At 68.3% G+C, this 23,254-nt stretch carries 17 protein-coding genes and 2 pseudogenes; 3 read left to right on the top strand and 16 right to left on the bottom strand.

Going from position 1 to position 23,254, the window contains the following annotated elements; genetic code table 11:
- Positions 1–64: 64 nt before the first annotated feature.
- A complete protein-coding gene (asnB, locus tag ACOBQB_RS10810) occupies positions 65–1,900 on the bottom strand; it encodes an asparagine synthase (glutamine-hydrolyzing) (RefSeq protein ID WP_423590934.1) in 1,836 nt (611 codons plus the stop codon).
- Positions 1,901–2,122: 222 nt separating this feature from the next.
- Between asnB and ACOBQB_RS10805 the strand changes: the two genes are divergently transcribed.
- Together ACOBQB_RS10805 and ACOBQB_RS10800 are read left to right on the top strand one after the other, a co-directional pair.
- A complete protein-coding gene (locus ACOBQB_RS10805) occupies positions 2,123–4,096 on the top strand; it encodes an FG-GAP-like repeat-containing protein (RefSeq protein ID WP_423590933.1) in 1,974 nt (657 codons plus the stop codon).
- Positions 4,093–5,103: an enediyne biosynthesis protein gene (locus tag ACOBQB_RS10800; RefSeq protein ID WP_423590931.1), complete on the top strand. Its 1,011-nt coding sequence runs from the start codon at positions 4,093–4,095 to the stop codon at positions 5,101–5,103. Before ACOBQB_RS10805 ends, ACOBQB_RS10800 begins: the two co-directional genes overlap by 4 nt.
- Positions 5,104–5,343: 240 nt before the next feature.
- On the opposite strand, the pseudogene ACOBQB_RS10795 reads toward ACOBQB_RS10800, so the two are convergent.
- The 7 genes and pseudogenes from ACOBQB_RS10795 to ACOBQB_RS10765 form a co-directional block, all read right to left on the bottom strand.
- Positions 5,344–5,796: pseudogene (locus ACOBQB_RS10795) on the bottom strand (helicase associated domain-containing protein); the annotation flags it as partial.
- A 242-nt stretch (positions 5,797–6,038) separates the two neighbouring features.
- Positions 6,039–7,007 (bottom strand): TniB family NTP-binding protein, encoded by a 969-nt coding sequence (locus ACOBQB_RS10790; RefSeq protein WP_423590300.1) that lies wholly within the window; start codon positions 7,005–7,007, stop codon positions 6,039–6,041.
- Between the two features lie 86 nt (positions 7,008–7,093).
- The gene (locus ACOBQB_RS10785; protein ID WP_423598412.1) at positions 7,094–7,741 is read right to left on the bottom strand and encodes a Mu transposase C-terminal domain-containing protein; all 648 of its coding nucleotides are present in this window, start codon (positions 7,739–7,741) and stop codon (positions 7,094–7,096) included.
- Between the two features lie 29 nt (positions 7,742–7,770).
- Positions 7,771–8,547, bottom strand: a complete 777-nt coding sequence (locus ACOBQB_RS10780; protein ID WP_423590930.1) for an integrase catalytic domain-containing protein — start codon at positions 8,545–8,547, stop codon at positions 7,771–7,773.
- Positions 8,466–9,194, bottom strand: coding sequence for a hypothetical protein (locus tag ACOBQB_RS10775; protein ID WP_423590928.1), 729 nt, complete (start codon positions 9,192–9,194; stop codon positions 8,466–8,468). Before ACOBQB_RS10775 ends, ACOBQB_RS10780 begins: the two co-directional genes overlap by 82 nt.
- Positions 9,191–9,868, bottom strand: a complete 678-nt coding sequence (locus ACOBQB_RS10770; protein ID WP_423590927.1) for a TnsA-like heteromeric transposase endonuclease subunit — start codon at positions 9,866–9,868, stop codon at positions 9,191–9,193. The genes ACOBQB_RS10775 and ACOBQB_RS10770 overlap by 4 nt, the downstream gene beginning before the upstream one ends.
- Before the next feature lie 242 nt (positions 9,869–10,110).
- Entirely contained in the window at positions 10,111–11,100 is a 990-nt protein-coding gene (locus ACOBQB_RS10765; protein ID WP_423590926.1) for a DNA-binding protein, read from the bottom strand.
- 590 nt (positions 11,101–11,690) lie between these two features.
- On the opposite strand from ACOBQB_RS10765, the gene ACOBQB_RS10760 reads away from it, so the two are divergent.
- Positions 11,691–12,788 (top strand): hypothetical protein, encoded by a 1,098-nt coding sequence (locus ACOBQB_RS10760; protein WP_423590925.1) that lies wholly within the window; start codon positions 11,691–11,693, stop codon positions 12,786–12,788.
- 1,338 nt (positions 12,789–14,126) lie between these two features.
- On the opposite strand, the gene ACOBQB_RS10755 is transcribed toward ACOBQB_RS10760, so the two are convergent.
- From ACOBQB_RS10755 to ACOBQB_RS10720, 8 genes and pseudogenes are all read right to left on the bottom strand, one after another.
- A complete protein-coding gene (locus ACOBQB_RS10755; RefSeq protein ID WP_423590923.1) occupies positions 14,127–14,717 on the bottom strand; it encodes a TOPRIM nucleotidyl transferase/hydrolase domain-containing protein in 591 nt (196 codons plus the stop codon).
- Between the two features lie 893 nt (positions 14,718–15,610).
- On the bottom strand, positions 15,611–15,943 hold the full coding sequence (locus tag ACOBQB_RS10750; protein ID WP_423590922.1) for a hypothetical protein: 333 nt from the start codon (positions 15,941–15,943) through the stop codon (positions 15,611–15,613).
- A gap of 240 nt (positions 15,944–16,183) precedes the next feature.
- Positions 16,184–16,354, bottom strand: a complete 171-nt coding sequence (locus ACOBQB_RS10745; protein ID WP_423590920.1) for a hypothetical protein — start codon at positions 16,352–16,354, stop codon at positions 16,184–16,186.
- A 2,980-nt stretch (positions 16,355–19,334) separates the two neighbouring features.
- Positions 19,335–19,887 (bottom strand): annotated as a pseudogene (gene tpg / locus ACOBQB_RS10740) (telomere-protecting terminal protein Tpg).
- 988 nt (positions 19,888–20,875) lie between these two features.
- Entirely contained in the window at positions 20,876–21,094 is a 219-nt protein-coding gene (locus ACOBQB_RS10735; RefSeq protein WP_423590918.1) for a hypothetical protein, read from the bottom strand.
- Between the two features lie 26 nt (positions 21,095–21,120).
- Complete coding sequence (locus ACOBQB_RS10730) at positions 21,121–21,246, bottom strand: hypothetical protein (protein ID WP_423590916.1); 126 nt, start codon at positions 21,244–21,246, stop codon at positions 21,121–21,123.
- Positions 21,247–22,223: 977 nt separating this feature from the next.
- On the bottom strand, positions 22,224–22,463 hold the full coding sequence (locus ACOBQB_RS10725; RefSeq protein ID WP_423598410.1) for a helicase associated domain-containing protein: 240 nt from the start codon (positions 22,461–22,463) through the stop codon (positions 22,224–22,226).
- Between the two features lie 75 nt (positions 22,464–22,538).
- Positions 22,539–22,805: a helicase associated domain-containing protein gene (locus ACOBQB_RS10720; protein ID WP_423590915.1), complete on the bottom strand. Its 267-nt coding sequence runs from the start codon at positions 22,803–22,805 to the stop codon at positions 22,539–22,541.
- Positions 22,806–23,254: the final 449 nt, after the last annotated feature.

Genomic DNA, 23,254 nt, shown 5'->3' with positions numbered 1-23,254 from the left:
AGCCTTCTCATCCCGCCCCATGGGGCGGGATGAGAAGGGCAGTGACGAAAGCCACGCTGAGTGGTCAAGGGAGCTCGAGCTCGGGACGGTAGAGCTCCAGCCACGTGGCCAGGTCGAGGGACCGTTCCAGGCCCAGCCGACTGAATCGGCCCATCGTCACCGGGTCCTCGGCGGTCGCGCTCTCCAGCCAGTTCCGGTCCACCAGCTCGAACACGGCATGGGTCCGGTCCGCGAGCAGGTCCTTCGCCTGCTGCTGGAGTTCTCGGGGGTAATAGGGGTCCCGGGTGGAGGGGTAGGGCGTCTTCATCCGCCAGGCGACGGACTCGGGAAGCGTGTCCGCGACGGCCCCCCTCAGGAGACTCTTCTCCCGGCCGTCATACGTCTTCAGGGACCACGGGGTGTTGTACACGTAATCGATGAGCCGGTGGTCGCAGAACGGCACCCGGACCTCGAGCCCGACCGCCATGCTCAAGCGGTCCTTCCTGTCGAGCAGGTAGCGGACGAACCGCGTCAGGTGAAGGTAGATCATCACGCGCATGTCGTACTCGAAGTCGTCCTCGGAGTCGAGGCGTGCAACCTCCCTCCTCGCGTACAGGTATTTGTCCTGCTGGTACTCGTCGAGCTTCAGCCAGGACAGCAACTGCGGTTTGAGACCCGTGCCGCGCTTGTCCATGGGTCCGACATCGAACGCCGTCCACAAGAAGGCGCGCGTGCGCTGCATCTGGGGAAGGTGCATGTACTTGTATCCGGCGAAGTAGTCGTCCGCGCCCTCGCCGGAGAGGGCAACAGTTGATCGCTTGCGTATCTCCTTGAACAGCAGATACAAGGAGAGGTCCATGTCGCCGACCCCGTTCGGCGCGTCGCGGGCGGTGATCACGGCCTTACGGACCGCCGGATCGGCCAGTTCCTTCGGGTCGAGCAGGACATCGGCATGCTGTGAGCCGACGTGCTCCACAACGTCGCGGACGTAGGGGGCGTCGAGTGTCTCATGCATGATGTCGGGCTGGAAATTCTCGGCCTGGCCCATGAAATCGACCGCGAAAGTCCTCACCTGCTCGTCGCGGAGGTGGCCCGCGGCCAGTGTGGTGAGCGCACCGGAGTCCAGCCCACCGGACAGCAGGACGCAGCGGGGCACGTCCGCGGCGAGCTGCCGGCGCACGGTATCGCCGAGCAGCTCTCGGACCTGCCCGACGGTCGTGTCCAGGTCGTCCGTGTGTGGGCGTGTCTCAAGCCGCCAGTAGGTGCGCTCGCGCAATCCGCGCACGTCGACCGTCACTATCGTGCCGGGCTCCACCTGTTGCATGTCCGACCAGATCGCGTGCCCGGGCGTCATCGCGAACGACAGTGCTTCGCGCATGCCGTCCGCGTCGACCGCGCGCTTGGCGAGCGGGTTGGCGAGTATCGCCTTCGGCTCCGAGCCGAACAGAACACCGTCAGGCGTCCGTGTGTAGTAGAACGGCTTGATCCCGACGCGGTCGCGGATCATCACCAGCTTCTGATCCCTCGCGTCCCAGATCGCGAACGCGTACATCCCGTTGAGGCGGTCGGCCAGTGCTTCGCCCCAGCGGAGGTAGCCGCGCAGCACGACCTCGGTGTCGCTCGCGGTCGTGAAGCGCTCACCCCGCTGGATCAACTCATCGCGCAGCTCGACGTAGTTGTACGCCTCACCGCTGTAGACGAGCGTCACCTCGCCGTTCGACGTGTGTACCGACATGGGCTGCACACCGCCCGCGAGATCGATGACGCACAGCCTGCGGTGACCCAGGGCGGCGTGCCGTTCCACGCGCATGCCGGAGGCGTCCGGGCCCCGGCACGCCATGGTCGCCGTCATCGCGGAGAGGGTCTCTTGCTCACAGGTGAGGTCGCGGTCGAACGAGATCCAGCCGGCTATCCCACACATCCGCAAGCCTCCCGTGGCTCTGATCTGGTTGTCGGCGGCACCCGACCACCCTCCAACGCCGCCGCACCAGGCCGCTTCTTTGCCGTTGCCGCATCCAGGTCGGCGGCGGACAGCACCTCGTCCACCGGCCACTCACAGCGCGGCAACGCCAAAGAAGCGGCCCACTCGGCACGGGCTGGATGGTGTGCAGATACGGCTGACAGAACAGAAAGGTGCGTTCCCGTGCTTCGCGGAAGACTACGAACGCTGATCCCGGGGCTGACCGCGATCCTCGCGATTTTGGCCGCCTACATAGTGATCGGGAACCCGGCGCAGGCCGGTCAGGCTTCGCAGACCGCTGCGAAGTACTCCTTCAAGGAAATGCCCATCGCCATGCCGCCGGGCTACGACAAGCAGAAGATGAACTCCGTCCGCAAAGTGAATCCGGCCTACCACAAGATCCGATCCTGGATGTCAGCGGTCGGAGCCAGCGTCGCGATCAACGACCTCACTGGTCACGGCCGCGCCGACGGTATGTGCCTGGTCGATTCCCGCACGGACGATGTCATCGTCACCTACACGCCGACTGCCCCGGCCGACGACCGGTTCACCCCCTTCGTGCTCGATCCCGAGCCGCTGCCCGTGGACGACACGATGGCCCCCACAGGCTGCGCTGCCGGCGACTTCACGGGCGACGGACGCATGGGCCTGCTGGTCTTCTACTGGGGCCGCACCCCGATCCTGTTCCTGCCCAAGGCCGGCGCCAAGACGGTGTCACCGGACTCCTACGTCCCGCGGGAACTGGTGGCCGGGGTCAACTCCGGTGGCCGGTATGTCGGCCCGCAGTGGAACACCGACGCGGTCGCGATCGCCGACCTGGACGGAACCGGCCGCCCTTCCATCATCGTCGGCAACTACTTCCCCGACGGGGGAGTCCTCGACGAGCGCGGTCCCAACACCATGCAGATGCCGGACTCGCTGTCGAACGCCAGGAACGGCGGTGGCCTGCACCTGCTGCGCTGGGCCGGCGCAACCTCCGGAGACAAGCCCTCCGTGAAGTACGTCGAGGACCGCGGTGCGATTCCCTTCAAAGCCACCGGCGGTTGGACGCTCGCCCTGGCCAGCGCTGACCTCACCGGTGACGGCAAGCCGGAGGTCTATGTCGGCAACGACTTCGGCCACGGCCATCTCCTGTACAACCGGTCCACCAAGGGCCACCTGAGGTTCACCGAGGCGGTCGGCCGGCGCACTGCCGGCACGCCGAAGTCCTTCGTGCTGGGCCAAGGGTCCTTCAAGGGGATGGGCGTGGACTTCGCGGACCTGGACAACAAGGGCCGTTTCGACTTCATGGTCAGCAACATCACCCAACCGTGGGGATTGCAGGAGAGCAACTTCGTCTTCGCCAACAAGGCCAACTCCCCGGCCGAGATGGACAAGCAGCTGAAGTCCGGAGTTGCCCCGTTCACCCAGGAAGCTTCCCAGCGCGGCCTCGCCTGGAGCGGGTGGGCGTGGGATGTGAAGATGGGCGACTTCCTCAACACCGGCGAGGAGGAGGTCGTGCAGGCTCTCGGCTTCCTCCGCGGCAAGACCGACCGGTGGCCGTGGATGCAGGAGATGGCCACGATGAACGACCAGCTCCTGAGCAACCCGGCGATGTGGCCGAACTTCCAGCCCGGGGACGACGTCTCGGGCCACCAGGTGTTCGCGTTCTTCGCCAAGAACTCCACCGGCAAGTACGTCAATATCAGCAAGCAGCTCGGTTTCAAGAACGACATCCCGTCCCGTGGGATCGCCACGGCGGACACCACCGGCACCGGCCACCTCGACTTTGCCGTAGCCCGGCAGTGGGGCCCTCCGGCCTTCTACGCCAACACCGCCCCCGTCAGCAAATCCGTCACCCTCAACCTCTACCGCCCCGCCGACGGCAAGCAAAAGAACACCGGCCTGCAAGGCCCCGGCGCCACCGCCTATGGCGCCACCGTCACCCTCCACGCCCCCGGCCACAAAAAGGTCTCACAGCTCGACGGCGGCAGCGGGCACGACGGATACCGCAGCTTCCAGGTCCGTTTCGGTCTCGGCACATACGACGGTCCCGTCACCGCGACCATCCAGTGGCGCGACAGCCAAGGCGAGCTCCACAAACAGAACACCAGGCTCACCCCGGGCACTCACAGCTTGATGCTCACCGACTCCGTGCAGGAGGTCTCGAAGTCATGACTGCATCCGTCCCCGACACCAGGCCGGCCGACACGCCGGGAAAGCAACCGCAGGGCGCGACGCCCGAGCCCGAAGCGAAGAACACGCACTACCTGGCGCTGCGGAACTTCGCATTGTCGATCAGCGCGTTCAACGTCTTCGGTTACACCCTGCTCGGCTTCGAGCAAGCGTGGATCTTCCCGGTCGTGGCTGTGGTGGTCGGTTACGTCACCGATCTCACGCTGGAGACCATCCAGGCCTGGGCCCAGCGCCGGCCGGCTCGTTTCCGAGGCCGAGGACTTCGCGGGCCGTACGAATTCCTGCTGCCGGCACACATCACCAGCTTGGCCGTCAACATGCTGATCTACACCAACGACCATATCGGTCCTGTGGTCTTTGGAGTCATCGTCGGTGTCAGCGGCAAATACATCCTCCAAGCACCGATCACCGGGCGGATGCGGCACTACATGAACCCGTCGAACTTCGGCATCGCCGTGACGTTGGTGGTGTTCAGTTCATGGGTGGCCGTGGCCCCGCCCTATCAGTTCACCGCGGAGGCGAACTCTTTCTTCCGCATCATGATCGTCGTGATCATGCTCACCGCGGGAACGATCCTCAACACCGCACTGACGAAACGGACCGCACTGATCGTCGGCTGGCTGGGCGGTTTCGCGATCCAGGCCTTCCTGCGGCACTGGATCTGGGACGTATCACTGTTCTCCGCCCTGGGCACTATGACCGGAGTCCCGTTCATCCTCTTCACCAACTACATGATCTCCGACCCGGGCACCACCCCGACCAAGAGCCGCGCCCAATTCGTCTTCGGTGGTTCTGTCGCTATGGTCTACGGCGTCCTCATGGTCGGGAATGTTGTTTATACGCTTTTTTTTGCGACTGCCGTTGTGTGTGGTGTTCGCGGGCTGGGCTGGTGGGTGGTGCATATCTATCGGGAACGTCAGACCGGTCACGGCCCCGGCGGTCAGGCGGAGGGGGATGTCGTGGCGCCGCGGGTGCCCGCGGCTGTTTGATGTGTGGTCACCCGCGTCGCCGGTGGCCCGCCGCTGCGGTCGGGCCACATGTCTGTCTGTCCGCTGCCCCGCGTGGCCGACAAGGCGGGACAGCAGGTGCTGCACGAGGACCCGACGGGAACGCTCGGCCCCTGGAGGGGATGTGTGGCCGGCCATGGAGGGCGGTGAGATGGCCGCCATAGCGTGTGTGTGTGTGGGGGGGGAGCAGGCAGTGGCTGTCTGGCACCGTTTGTCGGTGGTGAGCTTTGCCCGGCGGGTCTTCTGGTTCATGATCCATACCCCAAGCCGGATCTCGGCCCCCTCCGCCAGCACCTCTACATGAGCCCTGGGGACCTTCACAGAACCGGTGCGGGCCTTGTACTGGGCCAGGGCCGCCACGCCCTTCTCAAAGGCACTCAAGGGCGTTGCGGTCGACCCCGCGGGCACGCCCGTCTCCTCCGAGCCCGCCCCGACCGGCCCAATGCCGAGCTGATCCAGGCGTTCACGCTGCCCCTCCGTCAGAGCCTGCCACACCCTCAACTTCCGCTGCCGGGCCAGCCACTTCCCGATGCCCATACCGTGGACCGTGACCCCGGGCACTACCTCCACCCCACCGGCCTGGCCCTCTCCGCCCACCAGTTCGCGCAGGGCCGCGTAATGCCGCTGCCACTCCGTGGGCCACGACGGGTTCCAGTCCTCGTCGACCGCCTCCAGCGCTGCCTTCCTAACGCTCGGAGGGGGATTTGTTGGTGTATCGCGGGCTTGCTGGCCTGGTGTGTTGTGGGTTCGTTGAGAGTGGCCGGGTGCGCGGTTCCGGGGGGCAGTTGGGGGTGTGAGCTGGGGTTGTGTCGTGTGTGCTGAGTGGGGCCGGGTTCGTTGTGGGTTTCGCTGGCGTGTAAAGGCTCGGTTGGTGTTTTCGCTGGTCAGGGCTGTTTGTCCTGTTCGGTGGGTGGGGGTTAGCGGTTGCGGGTGGGGCGTCTGTGTTGTTCGGCGAGGTGGTCGAGCTGTACCGCGTCGAGGGCGGTTTTGGTGATGCGTTCGGTGCCGTCGTGGATGGCGGTGATGGCTGCTTGGCGGATGAGGCGGGTGAGGGATCCGATGCGGCCGGCGGTGCGCTGGTGGAGGTAGGCGGTGTGGCGGGGGAGGGTGCCGGGTTTGTGGTGGGTGAGGTCGAGGGCGTTCTCGATGTCGGTGATGACGTCGCGGAAGGGTTCGCGGGTGCCGTGGCGGGCGGGGAGGGGGCCGCAGGTGATGAGGGTGGCGCGGCCGGCGAGCTGGGCGCCGCGGGTGCCGCTGAACAGGGGTGTGTCGGTGACGTTGATGCCGGCGTAGACGAACGTGGCGGCCAGGCGTTCGGTGAGGTCTTTGAGTAGGTCAGCGGCCTGGGCGCCGGTGGTGGTGCGGGGGTTGAGGCGGTGGATCTCGTCGATGAGGACGAGTTGGACGCCGGCTTGGGTGTAGGTGTGGCAGACGGCGTCGGTGATCTGGGTCTGGGTCATGCGGGCGGCCACGGGGATGCCGAGGTAGCGGGCGAACTCGGTGATGAGGGTTTTCGCGGTGGCGCCGGGCGGGACGAGGACGTACGCCACGGGTGCCGTGGCGTGGGCTGATCCGGGCGGGGGCGGGTTTTTGCGGGTGTGGGCGAGGTGGCAGGTGCGGCCGACGTTGAGCAGGGCGGTGGTTTTCCCGGCTGCGGCGGGTCCGGTGACGATGAGGGAGGGCCGTGCGGTGGTCTGCTGGTGGCGGCCGAGGATCATCAGGGTGCGGACCTGGGTGGCGAGTTGGCTGATGGCGGGGGTGCGGATGGTGACGAACGCGGAGTGGTAGGCGAGGCGTTCTTCCGTGCTGCGGGGCGGGTCGCCGGGCCGGGGAGGTGCGGGCGGCTCGGTGGTGGCGAAGCGGTGCCAGCCTTGCCAGGTGGTCAGGGGCCAGGACAGCTCGGCCGTGTTGCCACTGCCTGCGTCGGCGGGTGCGCTGGACGGTTGGTGCGCTGCGGGGTGGGGGCGGCTATTCACCACTTGTCGGCTTCCTCGTATGCGTCGTAGAGCCCGAATCCGGCGGCCGCGGCGGGGCGTGTGTCGTCCTCGGGGAGGTCGTCGATGCTGTCGTCCTCGCCGTGGTGCGCCGACTCGCCGGTGATGGGGCCGGTGCCGTATTGCGGGTACCGTGCGGCGGGAACCGGCAGCGTGGTGGCGCGGGCGAGGAGAGCTTGTTCGGTGGTGGTGGCGTGACCGCTGTGGACGCGGCGCATGAGCTGGTCGAGGGCGTCGGCCAGGTCGGCCTCATGCTGCTGGCTGTCGTCGTGGTTGTGGTGGTGGGCGTGGGTGCGGATGTGCTGCCAGGTGTGGTCGTTGAACGGCTGGTGCACGTGGTCGCGGTGGATCCAGGGGATTTCGGTGAGCTCGCCGTCGGGCAGGCGGATCCAGATCTGGCGCAGGTCGTGGGGGGTGTAGTGGATTTCCCATTTCCCGCCCCGGCCCGCGACGGGGGAGGCCTGGCCGCGGTATGGGGCGAGGAGATCGTGGTCGTAGGTGCGGTGGTGGATGGTGATGCCGGCGGGAGTGATGGCCTGCCAGCGCACGGGCAGCAGTTCGAGGTAGTCGCGGCCGGTGAGCGGGACGGGGACGTGTCCGGCGACGGCGACGAGCGCGGCCCACATCTGGTTCGGGGTGAGGGCCTTTCTCGGCATCATCGGGTGACGCAGGCCTTCGTGGGGCCGGTGGTGATAGTGCACCAGCCACTCATCGAGCAGGTCCTGCAGCTGGGCGACGCTGTAGCAGGCGTCTTTCTCGGTGTCGGGGCCGCGGCGGGTGACGTCGGAGCCGGTGTAGCCGGGCAGGTGCTGGCAGTACAGCGCGTTGATGGTGCCGAAGGTCCGCTCCACGATGCCTTTGGCGGTGGGGGCGCGGGGCGGGGCGGGGCGGGCTGGACGCTGATGCCGAGGTGCTCGCAGGCGGCGGTGAACGCGGCGGAGACGAAAACTTTGCCGCGGTCGACGACGATCGTCTCGGGCAGGACGACGGGCCGGGCCGCAGCCCCGGCCAGCCGCTCGTCCAGCGTGGCCAGCCGCTGGTGGGGGAATGCGGGGGCGTGGTCCATGCGCAGGATGTCCGGCCAGGTCGGCCGGGCGGGGTGCGGGACGGCCATCTCCGCCAGCAGCAGCGCCGCGTCCACGGCCTTAGTCGCACTCGGGCACAGCACGGCGGCGAGGATGGCGCGGGTGGCGACGTCGACGGCGATGGTGAGCTCGGGCCGGGCCAGGCGTCCGTCGTCGAAGAGGGCGAGGACGTCCAGGCGGGTGGTGTCGACCTGGACCTGCTCGCCGGGACGCAGCGCCGTGGCGGGGGTGAAGGCCCGCCCGTCCATACTCGCGGGCACCTGCCTCACGGGCCCGGTGGGCAGTTCGCCGGGCCGGGCGAGATTGGTGACGAGCCGGTACAGCGTGGCCTGCGACGGCGCGGGCACCGGTCGGGGCCGTGCCGGTCCTGAAGGATCTGGTTGATCAGCGGGAACAGGCCGTTGACGGTGCCCTTCGAGCGGCCGCGGCGGCGGCGCAGTGCCTCGCGGACGGCGGCGACGACCCGTTCGTCGGAACGCCCGGTGGGGCTGGAGGCGCGGGTGGTGCGGTGGTCGAGGAGTCCCCACAGGCCTTGTTTGCGGTAGGCGAGCCGCATGCGCTGCACAGTGGTGCGCGACACCCGGCCGAAGCCGAGCGCGGTCAGCTCCTCGGCCTTGGCCTGCTCCCGCTCGGCCAGCGTGTGCCGTTCGGGGGCGTACTGCTCCGTACCGTCCCTTCGCTGCCGGGCCCGCCAGGCAGGCCGCATTCGACTTCCCGCAACGTGCCGTTGCCAGGCCAGCGCCTTCTCGCGCGCCGCGGCGGGAGCGGTCTCGAACAGGCCCCACTGCGGGGCCGCCTGAGGCGCATCGGCCCCGACGATGGCGAAACCGGGGTCGGCGAACAGATGCCCAGCGAGCACGACCTCACCACCGCCGTCCGGGCCGAGGAGGTGGATGTCCTGTCCCGAAAGGGCGACCACCTGCCACTTCACGTCACGGAAGCGGACGTGAGCACCGACCTTCACGGCCTGCCTGGAATTGCGCCGCGCGCTCACCTGGCACCGCCCTTCTTGCCCTGGTCGCTCCAGCCTCGCGGGCCGACGAGGATGCGTTCGTGCAGCGGCGTGTCCAGACCAGCCGTCAACCGGCCGTGCCACAGAGCGTGGAATACGCACGGGAGGACCTCGATCGGGTCGCCGACCGCTTCGGTGCCCTCGATCAGCGGCCGCGGCCGCGTGAACGCCTCGACGACCGCCGTTATCAGCCCCCGGCGGCCGGCGTTGCGGGGGTGGCGGTAACCGGCCAGCCATTTGAGGTTGGCGGCCAGGACGTCGTCGAGCGGTGGGAGGCGCCGGTAGGTCCAGCCGAGGTGCGCGCACGCCTGCGCCACCGCCTCGGCGGCCTTCACCGCCCGCTCGCCACCGGCCTCCGGATGGCTGGGGCAGTCGGCGAGCAGCGCGGTGCCGTCGGCACGGCGGGCGAAGAGTTGCGGCACCCAGGAACGCACCTGCCCGCGGGGATTACGCCACAGCAGCCGCACGGGCCGCCCCGCCAGCCCCGTCACGTCCGGGTCGCGGTCCAGGACCATCAGCTGGACACGCATCGCGTTCGACCCCGCGGCTACGTGCCGCCTGGTGGTCGCCGACCACCACAGGCCCGGCCCCCAGCGCCGCCCCGGGACCACTGGGAACGCCGACACTGGCGGCAGTTCCTCGAACGCGACGGTCATGGCGGCGTCCGCCCGACCGCTGCTGGACCGCCTGCCCCACCGGGTCGAGGAACACCGCCTCGAACCCGCTGCCCTGGTCCACGGCCGCTCGCCCTGCCCGGCTCCGGTGTCGGGCCGCTCCTGTGCTGGTCACCCGCGCCAGCCAAGCCGCTCCCGCCGACACAAGCCCCCGTTTTCAGTATTTCTGCCACGAACGAGTGCCGTATCAGCTAACAGCCGACCTGCCCGTCGACGCATCGCTCTCAGCCGCCGTTCTCCTGCCTGCCCTCCCTCAGCATCTGGCTGAGCACCTCAACGGGCATGTCCACCCACCGGGCCACCTCCTGAAGCGGCACCCCGCCGTTCACCGCCGCCACCGCGGTCCGTTTCCAGGCGTTCTCGATCACGCCGGCACTGTGACCGAGCCCGTGCAGCAGCCGTCGGGCGACCTCGGCGGTCGGACCGGTCTGCACCCCGCGCAGCTGCAGCAGCGGTTCCTCGGCGCTGGAGATAGCGCTGGTGATCAGCCTGCGCTGCTCGGCGGGCACCGCAGCCCGCCACATCGTCCCCGAGCCGGGCGCCTTCTTCTCCTTGCCCAGCACCCGCAGCTGGCAGGCCATGGTCGCGCTCTGGTGTTCCTGGCGCAGCCACCACGGGTCGTTGTCATACCCGGGCGGCCCGCCGACGCCGCGGCGAACGCGGATGACGCTGCCCATCCACGCGATGAGCGGCCCGCCGTGGTCCGTCGCGGCCAGCGGCCCCAGCCATCCCCGCCCCAGCCGCTCACCGAGCCTGTGGCAGAACATCCCGTCGGCGGGAAGCGCCCGCGGCCGCCCGGCACCGCTGTCGGCCCACACCAGCTCGGCCATGGCCGGGTCCAGAAGTGCGCCGGCCACCGCCACCACCTCCGGGAAGACGACCGCGTCCCGCCCTACGATCCGCCACCGCTCCAGATCACCACCTGCATCCCCGCCCGCGACCTGGTGCAGGCGCCGCGGCCAGATCGTCTCTCGCTCCCACTGCAGGGCCTGCTCCCACCACCGGGCCACCACCGCCTGCGCCAGCGCGAACACCCGCTCCGGCTCCGCTCCGGCCCGCGCCGCCCGCCGCGCCACCGAGGCCCACCGCCGCTGCGCCGCCACTACCTCCGGCAGGCCACGCAGGTCGAGGTGCTCCAGCGGCTGGTTGGCGTCCGCGGCCAGCGGCCGCCCATGCCGAACACACGCCCGCTCCCACCGCGGTGCGTATCGCACTGCCCGGAGGGCCGTCCCCGTGCGCGGGCCGTGCACAGCCGGAGCCTGAACGCCACCGGGCCGGCCACCGCGCCACCGATCCGCCACAGCCCCACCGGATCGCCATCCTCGACGCGCAGCTTGGCGTCCCCTTCTTCCCAGGACGGCAACGCCCGTGCCAGCACGTCTTCCTCGACGCCGCATATGCCTGCCAGGAGCTGGCGTCCGGCTGCGTTCAGCAGCACCTCGGCGTCGGCCCGTGCGCCTCCGCCCTCGTGCCTAAGCGGGTAGTTGCGCCACTTCCAGTACGACCGCAGCACCTTCGCTTCCATCCCGTAGTGGCTGGCGATGCGGCAGATCAGCGACGAGGTTGTCTCCCTCCGCAGAGGAGCGGTCCGCCGCAGGCCGAGGTCAGGGATCACTACGCCACGGTCTCGTGTTCACCGCTGCGGGCGGGCGTTTTCGCAGGAGTCGTCCGGTCTTCGACCCTGTCGTCTGCTTGCTTTCCCAGGCCGTGGGCCTCCCCTTCTGCGAGCAGGCGGGCGTCGGTGAGGCGGGGGATTGGCCCGTTCGAGCGCATCGTGATGATCCGATCGCACTAAGCTACGCCTGTGGTGGTTGGCGAAGATGCTCAGGTGAAGGGCTTCTCGGGGGCCCGCAGAGCCAAGCAGTGGCTCGAAGGCACGATGCGTATCTTCGGCGCGTACGCGAACACGGACTCGGAGTCCTGCGGCCGTCGGCTGACTCTGTCCTGGCCGTACGGAGGCCGGACGTTCTCCTTCGACCTGGGGGGCGCCATGCGCGGCGACCCCTACCAGAACGACATGTTCTGCGCGGAGGTCAAGAACTACGCGCAACCCAGCGATCAGGGAACCCAGTTCGACGAGTTCCTCGCCAAGTGCTACGTAGCCGCCCAGGCCCAGCACCACCTCAGCGATCACTTCATGTGGATCACCTGGGCACCCTTCCGCGCGAACTCCTGGTCCACCCTCAACTCACCCGGCCAGGTGGAAGCCGCGGTCCTTCAGCACAGCAGCCGCGTCTTCGGCACCAGCGACACCGAGGAAGCCCGAGAACTTCTGGACACTGAACTTGCCCAGTCGGTCGCCGCACGCCTGGTGGCTGATCGTGCTCTCGGACAAGCAGGAGACCCTCCTGCCGCTGAAGGACTGGGCAGCCATCGTCGCCGCCGAACTCACCCGCAGAAGGGGCTCGTGGTGAACATCGTCGAACAGTCGATCTCCCAGGCCATGGACGAGCCCGACGACCGGATGATGTTCACCCGGGTCAAAGACATCGTCGCCCGGCACCTGCGCCGCATGGACCCCGGCGCCACCATCACCAGGACCGAGTTCTTCAACCACACCCATGTCCCCGACATGGTCCTCGAATGGCCCGGCAGACCCACACCGCGCCGGTTCATCTATCTGCGCACCACATCGGACCAGCGCGAACTTGAGGACGACCTCCATCGCCTTCCCGCGCCGACCGGCCAGTGCTTCTCGCTCTCGGTCAACTGCCCACTGCCCGGCGACAAGGGGATTTTCCCTCGCTGCCTGGCAGCAGCACGGCGCTGCTTCTCGACGCCTCCGCGCTCGGCGCGCTCCAGCCGGCCGACGACTCTCCTGGCATCCCCCATTTGGTGTCCCGCTCCGTTCTCGAAGGCGGCCGCGGCACCCTCGACAAAGCGGCGACCGAGGAGTTCGTGAACACGGTCGTCCAGGGAGCCGAGGCCGCTCGCGCGGAGAACGCGTTCCCACCCGCGACGCCGTCGAGGCCCTCGCCGCGCGGATCGCCCACCGACGTCGCCGACCGGATGTCAGCCTTCCTCGCTGCGCTCCTGGCAGGGCGGCGGATCCACGCTTGCCAGCTTCCCCGCACCCCGGCGAGGTGTCGGCCATCTCGACGAGACGGCCCTGATGTACCTGCTGGAATCCGAGGACATTGCCGACGCCGCGTTCTGGGACCGGGTCGTCCGCATGATCAGTCTTCCCGTCCTGCTGCGCACCCCGGCCGCCGGCACCGGCAATCTCCAGCACCTGATGCGTGAGGCGATTCGGCTCTGGACCAGCCGCGTCTGCATGATCGTGCCCGGTGCCGGCAGACGCGGACATCAGCCCGTGGCGCTGGGCGGTGAAGGCTGGACAGCTGATCCTTCAGACTCCGCGTTTCCATGTACTGGTGGCCCAGTCCCGGCGCCAGCTCCCGCAGGGACAGGAGCACGACCTGCCCCGCCTCGACGAGGTGAGGAACAGGGCCGACCGCTTCGGCATTCCGCTGACCTCTCTTCGCATGGTCGTGACGAACCGCCACGTCGGATACGGCGGCCCCGGCGACGACATCTCCACGACGCCCGAACTCGACGGCATCAGCGACGCGCTGGGACAGGCCGAGGGAGTCATCGAGGCTGAAGCCCGCATCCCCTCCGGCGAGACTTCTGCAGTGCCTGTTCGGCACCGGAATCGCCAGCGCCCGCGGCGCACGTTACCCAGGTACCGCTGGACGCCCTCCTCGGTACAACGACGCGCCTGCTCTCCGATCTCTCAAGCGATGAAGCTGACAAGATCACTCAGCTTCTCGGCGCCCAAGGTCCACCCCCCGACCAGCCATGGAGTCAGCCCAGCTTCGACGACGTATAGGACTTGCGCGGGCTCTGTCAGCGCTGTGGGCGCTGACAGAGCCATGAGGGCAGGCACAACAGCGCTGATTTCCGCCTGCCTGGCTCGGTGCTCGCTCTGCCGATTGTCAGTGCTCCATGGGACTCTTTGAGTACGCCAGTGACGGACCGAGTGGAGAGTGTTGAGGGGCGTGCCATGGCTGTGCGTGTTCGGCATACAGATCCACCCGCGCCGTCCGGGTGCCGGTGGTGCGGTGAGGAAAAGAGCAGACACGGCCGACGGTGGGTGGCTTCTGCGGGAGTGCACTCATGGGAGGCTCCTACCCGTGAGCAACGTCTGAGCAGGATGAAAGCCCGCCGTTCAGCACGGTTGGCTCATTCGTCCTCGGACCAATGACGCAGCCCTGCCTCGCTGGCCACCCTGATTGCGTCATTGAACGACTTCACCAGGGCAGGCGGAACGTCCCGAGGGCTGCCGCAGTCGCTGTGCCAGCTCGACGACCATGCTCTCTTTTCTACGCGGAGCCTGTTCGGAGTGCTGGTACAGCAGGCTGTGAAGCGACTTGCTGAACTTGGCGCTGCTGCGCAGGTCTGCGACATCCTTGGGCGTCCACTGCTGCTCGTCCTTGCGAGGCCATTCGGCGTTCATGGTGTCGGCCCACTGTTCGTCGCTGAAGACGTCCTCCAGCTCGTTCGGGTCTCCGAGGAAGAGGCAGTCCTTCTCGGTGAAACCGTACTTCTCCAGACGATTGAGGCTGAACTCCTTCTCCTTGTCGCGGATCGAGTCCCCATCGACCAGGAACAAGACGGTGCGCTTGTGCTTCTTGAGGAATTTGGCGAAGTTGAGGGCGCCGTCGTTGCCACCGCAGTCCCACAGTGCGATGCCCGCGGACTGGATCGGATAACCGAACGCCAGCTTGAACAGTGCCGGCAGCGCCGCGTACTCGGTGGGGCCCTCCACACCGACGAAACACCGCTCGTGCAGGAGGACACTGTTGCGGAAGCCCAGAGAAACCGCCATGTTCGACAGAAAAGCGCCGGGTGTCTTCGTCGGTGTCCTCTGCGCCAAGCGACTGTACGTAGGCTCGTCCGTCCCTGCTGTTGAGATGCACGATGTCCTGGATGTCGACACCGTCGATCAGGTTCAGGGAATGGGTGGCAACGATCACGGTGGACTGTGCGGCGGACGCCGACACCTTGATCATGTCCATGATGCGACGCTGGTGCTCGTAGTCGAGATGCGTGTCGGGGCTCGTCATAGGCGATGATCACACCGCCTGTGACGCCGTCCTCCGCTGCTTCCGACAGAAGCTGCTGACTGGCCTCCCACAGCGCCAGCGAAATCCGGCGGGACCGGCCGGCCCCGGCCGCAGCCAGTGACACAGCCCGTTGGCCCGGTGCCGCAGCGGTCATCGAGACGCCCCTCCGCGTCGGCCGGAACTGTACGGTCGGCTCCAGCGAGAAGGAGTCGAAGCCGCATCGTTCCTCAACCAATTTCTGCAGCCGGGCGGCATCGTCCTTGAGCAGGCCGGAAAAATCGGTCTCCAGATCGGTGATCTTCTGCCGGGTCTCCTCACGCAGGGTGTACTCGCGCAACTTCGCCGTCAGAATCGCTGCGGACCACGGTGTCGGGAGTCCCGCGGCATCGCCCCGCAGGAAATAGAGGAACTGCGGCAGGGCGCTGACGACGTGCTCGGGCGCCGGCGCCCCAACCGGCAACTGTTGAGGCTGAGGCCGCATGCTCCTCGAGAAGCTCGGTCCAGCTCGCTTTGACGTTCGGCTGTCCCTCACGCAACTTGACGCCTACATCGGAGGCAAGGCTGCGGAGCTCGGACACCTTCAGGCAAGAGATGTTCCGTAGCGCGGGGTTCTGCGGCACCTGCGCCAGCCACTCAAGGCAGACGCCTTCGCCTTCTACGTGCCGACGGCGCACCTGGATGGAAGAGGTGAGACCAGGGCCTTCTTCTCGGCTTCGGACGGGTCGAACCGACCTTCCACCGTCACTGCGATCGGCTCCGCAGCGTCATCGTCCGATGGCAGGGCAGCGCGCGCGGGTTCACTCTCGGCAAACTGAGAAATGTCACTATCCGCGAAGGGCGCTCGCCGAGCAGGAAGGCGATGGCGTCCAGGGTCGCTGTTGTTCCCGCAGTCGTTGTGGCCCGTCAGGATGGTCTGCTTGTGGATTGGGATGCCCTGGACGTCGCCCAGCGAGCGGAAGTTGGTGACGCTGAGTTCGACGAGTCGCACAATGCTCCCTTGCTGCACGGCACGGACACGAGGGTGGCAGCAGCCGCCAACGCGCCGTTGAAACGCACCACTTTCGGGACGAGGTTGGGGAGACTCTCGCGTCTGATCGTGGGAGAGCTGGACTGGCTTGTTGGACACTGCGATCTCATTCAGTGATGCCAGTGTGGGTGAGGAGGTGTTGTTGGCGGGGGTGGAGGGTTTCAATGGGCGCGTTGCTGGGCGATCCAGTGGTGGAGTGTGTCAGAGAGAGGGGCTCGTTCCGCTGATCAGGGTGCGGTATTGCTGCCGGTGCGGTGTGCAGTTGTAGGGCCAGGGTGGGTTCCACCACGGGTCCAGGGCGGTGAGCGCCTCGATGGTGGTGGAGGGGCAGGACGCACGGCGCGGGCTTTGCGGCGTTGCTGGCACAGCCATGTGCCGAGGGGGAAGCCGTCTGTCGGGTGTGCTTCTGCGGGTGAGGTGGCCGTGTCGGGTGGCGTAGGCGCGTGCGTGGTCGAGTCCGGGGCTGACGAGGATGAGCGTGTGGCCGGGGCGGGCCGTTCGCCTACGGCAGCGTGGGGGGGGGGGGGGTGACGCCAGGGCGGTCAGGAGGTTCTGCTGGCCGGTGAGATGCTCCCAGGACTCCCTGTTGGACACGGGCCCAGCGGCACAGGCCTCGGGGGAGGTTCGTGGTGGCACCGCGGCGGCGCCCGTGGCTGCTGTGCGGAGGCGGTGGTAGGCCTGCTGCCATGGCAGGGGCAGGGGCAGCCCCGCACAGATCATCATGGTGCGGGTTTCGGCCCAGGTGGGGGAGAGGCGGCCCTGACGGGCGCGTCGTCGTTCCAGGCCAGCCACTTCCCGGCGGATACCGTCGAGGACGGTGCTGGTGGGCGCGGCGATATGGCCGTATTCGGCTGCGTAGGCGCGAGCTTGTGCGAGCGCGGTGTCCAGGAGACCGGGCTGGCGCGGAGAGCGGTGGTTGGGCGGCTCGGGCTGTTCGGCGGTAATGCCGATCTTGGCCAGCAGGCGGTGCTGTTCGGGTTGATCTGTGCCGTAGCCGGTGCACTGACGCCTCAGCCAGTCGGCCAGCTCCTTCTCAAGGCCGGGAATGTCATCGCTGCCGTCGCTGGGACGCGGACTCTGACCGCTCGCGTACGCGACTCCAATTGCATTGCCACTCCAAGGACCAGGTCGGGTTCCCGCCGGGGTCGAGCGCTGCGGCGAGGAGCGTGCTGACCGGCCATGTCCCCGCCCCTGTTCTGCGATGGTGCTCCGCCACCTCGTGGCGCTGTTCGCTCAGCCACCAGGGCCCAGCGGAAACCCTCAGGACAGCTGGGCGTGGCGAGGTCGCCATGTGCGGCGGCGTACGTGCGCGCGTGGGCCAGCCGGGGCCCGTTCCCGCAGAGCTGGGCGATGATCTCGTGGGCGCCGGCGGCGGTCTCGGCGGTGATGCCGATCTGCGCCAGCAGATGCTGCTGCTGCGGATGCAGCTGCTTGTAGCCGGTGCACTGCAGCAGCCACGGCGTCGCCGCCGTCACTGCCCTCCGGCCAGCCCCCTTCTGCCGCCCGTTGGCGCCGGTCTTGGGCATGAGCGCGGATCCGGTGCAGGGTGCGCTGCCCCACGCCCAAGGGCCACGGCGGGTTTCCGCCACAAGTCGATCGCGTCGAGCACCTGGAGATGCGCGCCGGGTTCGTCCTGGCGGCGCGAGGACACGCTGGGCGGTGAGCAGCTTCCCGGCGAAAAACCCCTCATTACGATGTTCTTGGTGGCCGGGCCAGGCATGAGTGTTCGGCGACGAAGGCGCGCGCAGGGCGACGGCCTTTATCGATGCCCGCTGTCCGGCTCGTTCGGCGCGGGCGTGCGCTGGCGGCCTGGGCCGTGAGGCCGATGTCGGCCGGGGACGGACGCTGTTCGGGGTGGAGTGAGCTGTGGTCCGTCACCTGCAGATACAGCCACTCCCGGTCAGCACGTGGGTGTGGGGGAGACCGTCGGCGGCGTTGAGGGGGCCGTGGCGCCTGACGTGGTCGCGGGCGCGGTGGTCGGAGCGCTGCCACTTCACCGACCAGGGGATGTTCCACCACGGATACCACCTCCTTCAGGGCGGCGGCCTTTCTTCAGGCAGGGCCAGGGCGTGGGCCTGCTGGTTGTGCACCCGTTGCCCAGGGCGAAGGGACCGACTCGCGTGTCGCGTTGGGTGGCGAGGTGGTCGTGCTGGGTGGCGTGGGTCCGCGCGTGGGCCGGCAGGCGGCGAAGGCCCCGTCGGCGTGCACGCTGTCGCGCAGCCGTTTCTGCAGACCCTGCTGTGCCTGCAGTCTGCCGATGCTGGTAGCCCGCAGATGTCGGCGAGAGGCCAGGGCCGGACGCCAAGGGAACTGCCACAGCCGCTGTTCGGCGTCTCCGCTGACGCCCTTGGTACGGGTGCACTGGTACGTCCAGGCGAACGGCGGTCCGTGCAGGGACGGCGGCCAGATGCTCGGTGAGCCACGGTCGCCGCGAGATAGCTCGGCTGGGCGCGCGGGCACATCAGCCAACCGGTAGGGGAGGTGACCACCACCGTCGCAGCCGCGACACGGAGCCGCCAGGCCCGGCTGGCCAGAACGTGGCGAGGCGACGGTCTACTGGGTTGTGACCAGATCCCCGCGCCATGATCCGCCACCGCTGCGGATCCTCGCGGGCATGGCCGCCTCCGGGCGCGTCCGGCCACAGGCGCTCCTGGGCCACTTCTGCGCCCGCCACGAGGCGGTGACCGCCTCAGCAACCTGGATACCCCAAGCAGCGATGGGGGAGCGGCGCGGCGGCCTCCCGGTGGTCCTCCTGCGCCTGGACCACCTCCGGGCGTCCGGCCAGCCCGACGACACGGCCCCCGCTGCCGGCACGCTCGACGGCCGGCACCGAGTGGCGCGGCAGCTCGCTGGTGCGCCGCCGGTACACCCGGGCTGGTCCGCGCGGCCGGTCCGCGCAGCCACACAGCCAGGGCAGGCCGCCGGACCAGCGGCAACCGTCTCGAAGACCGTTGTAGAGCGTCGCCGCGGCCTCTCCTTCGAGGGGCCCAGCGGCCCCTCCCGCGTCCCAGGCCGGCAACGCACGGTGTAAGCCCACCTGCGGCACACGACACAGCGCCGTGACCCGGTCCCGGGCCGAGGCGTTCAAGAACACCTCCAGCTGACCCCGTTGAGCCAGGCGACGCCCTGCTGGCCAGCCACTCGGTAACCGCCGACAGCGAGCACTTCAACGCATCAGGCCGTACTGTTCCACGATCCGCCCCAGGAACGACAGGGTCATCTCACCCTGCAGGGGAGCCACCCCAAAAGGCGCCCGCAGTCAGCAACAGTTTCCCCAACCCATCCCGTGGCTTGTGACAACGATCGTGTTTCGGCTGCAACGAGCAGGTCCGGTCTCCCGGTCGCTGCCGGGTCAGTCGTCGAGGTCGAGGTAGTCGATGTCGTTGAGGGTGACGTGGGAGACCCAGGGCGCGGGCTCCGCCGTCTTGGAAGTAGATGTATTGGAATTCCTGGCGATGATCTGGCGCATCTGCTGATCATGAGCTACGGCGTCACGGGCGTTGAACAGGCGCTGTGCGTAGGTGGGGGGCAGGTGGACGGTGAGCCGTAGGGAAGCGTCCGTCGTCGGTGGTGCCGATGGGTGCGGTGTAGCGAACCTGGCCCTCGTCTCCACCGTGATGCCCGTGGTGGTGGCGACCTGCTTCCGGCGGCGTCTTGCGTACCTGGGGCTGCCAACGCGCCCGTACGGCCGCGTCGATCCGTTCGGCGATGGCCTGGGGCGGGTGCTTGCGTTCGCCCTTACGGTAGCGCTCCACCGACCGCTTGGCTGACCCGATCTCCCTGCGCAACGGCTTTGGTCGTCCTGAGCTGCTTCATCAGGAAGTTGATGCCGTACCTGGAAGGTATTGGGCCACTGGCATGGCCTACCGGTCGGCGCGTTCGATGGCGTCATGAATCTCTTCCACAGCGCCTACTCGCCTTCGTCCAGGACGGCGTCGCCGCCTTGATGTGGCGGGCCGGGTTGTAACCCTATCCATCAGGTCGACCGCCCACAGCATCGGCTGGACGCCCTCGAGTTTCGGCCAGGCCGGGGGTCGGTGCCGAGGCGGAAGGCGCCGGGCTGGGGCTTGCCGGAGGCGGCGGGTCTAGGGGAGGAAGTTCAGCGGGCTGTCGCCCGGTGAGGGGTAGACGACGCAGTCGGAGAGCACGGCGAGCGGGTACAGGCCCGTCATCGTGGCCATGTTGCGCATCTGCGGTGCATGTTCGTGGCCTTGGAAGTAGCAGCGGCACCAGATATGGCCGCCAGGTCAGCCGCTTGAAGAGCCGGCCATCGCTCGCCCTCCTTGTACTTCTTGCCCTGGGGACGTTCACGCAGTTTGCCGTCACCCTGACGGTGGCCTTGATGGCGTCGGCGGCCGCCGTCGGGTCGACGTCCTTGTGCCGCTCCATCGCCGCGAGGAACTCGGTGTCGGAGAGCTCCCGGGTGACGCCGAGGTGAGCAAGGGTGTCGACGTAGGCGTTCTTGAGCCGGTCGTGCCACGGGTCCAGGTACGCACCGGTTTCCCGCCGCAGGTACGCCTCGATCGGGTGGACGTCGTAGCCGAGCTCCTGGGCGTAGGCGACGGTCTGCATCTCGTACCGGCCGGGCCCGTAGGCCGGTGCGGTCCGGCGTGAACACCGGCGAGGGCAGGCGCGGGTCCAGCTCGATGTGGCTCGCGGGTCGACCAGCCGCTCCCGGGGATCTTCGGGTTGAACTTGGGGCGTGGAAGTGGTCCGGGGCGGACAGGCCGACGATCAGGCGGGCCGCGGCGGCGAGGAAGGCGGTGTTCAGGCCGACCGCGAAGGGCAGCGTGCGCACTCCTCATCGGTGAGCAGGTTCACCGGCCGCACCCACTGGTACGCCTCCTCGTCAAGGAGACCGCTCGTTCCAGCCGCTCCACGACGACGGGGTGCTCAGCGGTGGCCTCCGGCGGCGCCGGGTCCATCGGCTCGTCCCCAGCGATCCCGGTTGTAGGCGGACACCCAGTTGCCGGTCTCCTCATCGCGCTCCGGCTTCGTCGGCGGGCGTAGCGCCATCATCAGCTGACCGAACACGGCCGTCGATCCGCGCGGGCTGATGACCAGGTAGTACACGCCCAGAACGCGGGCAATGGCCGGCTCCATCTCGCTCACGCGCAGGACCGCTCATCAAGGGCGTCTCAGGAAAGGACCGCCAGCTGCACACACTGCCGTTCGCGGCCCTGCGCCTTGCGGTAGATCCTTGCCCACGGGCCGAACCCGCGCTGGGTGAGCCGCCGCTTCGCTTTAACCACCTGCTTGACCACGGGATGGTCCTCGGGCGGGCGCAGGGAGCGACGCTGCTCGTGGCCTTCCAGGCGCTCCGGCAGCCCAGCTTCACGGCAGCCGCGGCGGTAGCACGATCAGGTAGCTGTCCTTGCCGTACCGGTTCAGCTTCGGCGCTCCGAGGCCGGACTCGCGCAGCGTCCACTCCGCCGCCGCCGCGGCGCTCGCCCGGGCAGATCCAGCACGATCCCGTCCACGCCGTACGCAGCGTCACCGTCCAGGCCGCGAGGGGCCCGTGCGGGAAGTCCAGGTCGGCCCGCGAGCTGGACGCCTTCTTCATGGCCGGACGCCGCGATGTCGCAGCGGGCCGGATGGCGGGGCGCGCCGGAGCCGCGGCCCCCAGCAACGGCGGGAGCCTGCGGGGCATCTCCCGTCTCCACCCTGGACGCGGCCGGTTCGGTAGACACCGCGGGAGCCGTTGCGGCAACCGAGGCTGTGGAGGAGCTGCGCCTGGGGCGGGGTACTTCGCCACCCATCCGTTTCAGCAGCCGCTGGTAGGCGTCCGGCGCGGCGACTTCGGCTGGTTGCGGCCGTTCTCCCAGTTCTTCACTGACTGAGTCGTGGTCTTCGACGCGGTGGCGGGCGGGCCTGGGTGATACCGGCGGCCTCACGCAGCCGGGCACGCTACCGCCGGCGGTGGCGGCCGGCTCCTCGTTCAACAGAGCGTCGACGGACGCGAACAGCTCTTCCTCAGATGCCGTTCCCTGCACCCTGCACACCAGAACCCAATTCTTAACCAACAACTCCAACCCACTCTCTTAACCCTCGTGCCCATTCCAGTCCCAGCGTGGCGAGTGCAGTGGGCAGCCTCGTCGGAACTTGGCCCGGCGGGTCTTGGTGTTGGTCAGCCATACTCCGAGCCGACTGGGTTCCGTCCGGCAACGCCTCTGCGTGCCCTCGTGGGACGGTCAGGGAGCCGTTGCGGGTCTTGTATTGCGCCGGGCCGCAACGCCCACTCTCAAAGGCGCTCAAGGCAGTCTGGGCGCGTGGCGGGTGCCTTCGGTTCCGCGGGCGGAGCCAGCGGTACGACGCCGATGGCCTCCAGGCGTTGGCGCTGTCCCTCTGTCAGGGTCTGCCAGACCTCGGGCTTTGGCTGCTTGGCGAGCCATTTGCCGATGTCCATGCCGTGGACGGTGACGCAGCAGGACCCTCCACCTGGCCGGCTTGGCCTTCTTCGTCGGCGACCAGTTCCGCGCAGTGCGGCGTAGTGCCGTTGCCACTCCGCGGCCAGTCCGGGTTCCAGTCTTCATCCAGGCCTCCGTGCCGTCTTCCATCAGGGTGACCCTCCAGCGCGCCGGGTCGCCGCAACCCCGCCAGCCACATCCCCAACGGCTTGCCCAGCGCTGTCGCAGTGCGGGGGGCGCAGAGTGTCCAGTGCTGGTCGTAGTAGGCCTTGGCGGCTTCGGTTTTCCTGGAAGCGTTGATCGGCCGGCGACCGGACCATACCGGACTGTTCGAGCCGTCGGGCGCGCTGGCCGGTCATCTGCCCGGCTGCGTAGGCGCATCGTCCTTCCGCGACCCATTGTCCAAGTGGTGTCACGCCCTGCGTGTCCGTAGGCACCCTCGCGTTCAACCAGCTCGACGTACGTCTTCAGCTTCGCCCAGCCGCGTGCCCAGTCCTGGCGTTCGGTGTCGATCACGTTGAAGGAGACCCAGTCCGCGACCATCACCGGATCCCTGGGGGCGGCAAAACGGAGCAGGAGACGGGACTCATCTTCGCCTTCCTCGGGCGCAGAGCCAATGTTCACCGGACGGCTGCGCGACGTCTTCTGCGGCTCCTGTGGAATTCCAGCAATTCCACGGCCTCTTCATCGTAGACCGCCCAGCCCTGCAGGACTTTCACCAGAGGCCGGTAGGAGCCGGAAGTGAACGTATCTCCGGCTTTTCTCCGGGCTGGAGGAAGACGGGCACGATCGGGAAGCGACCTTGCCCTGTTCCGGGCTTCTGACAGAGCGCCCGGCCGATGGCCTGGACGATGTCGTGCGGAGC

It is taken from the genome of Streptomyces sp. G5(2025) (assembly GCF_049542075.1).
Classification (GTDB): domain Bacteria; phylum Actinomycetota; class Actinomycetes; order Streptomycetales; family Streptomycetaceae; genus Streptomyces.
The sequence above is the reverse complement of the archived record's forward strand: the minus strand, read 5'-3'. Positions and strand labels throughout refer to the sequence as shown.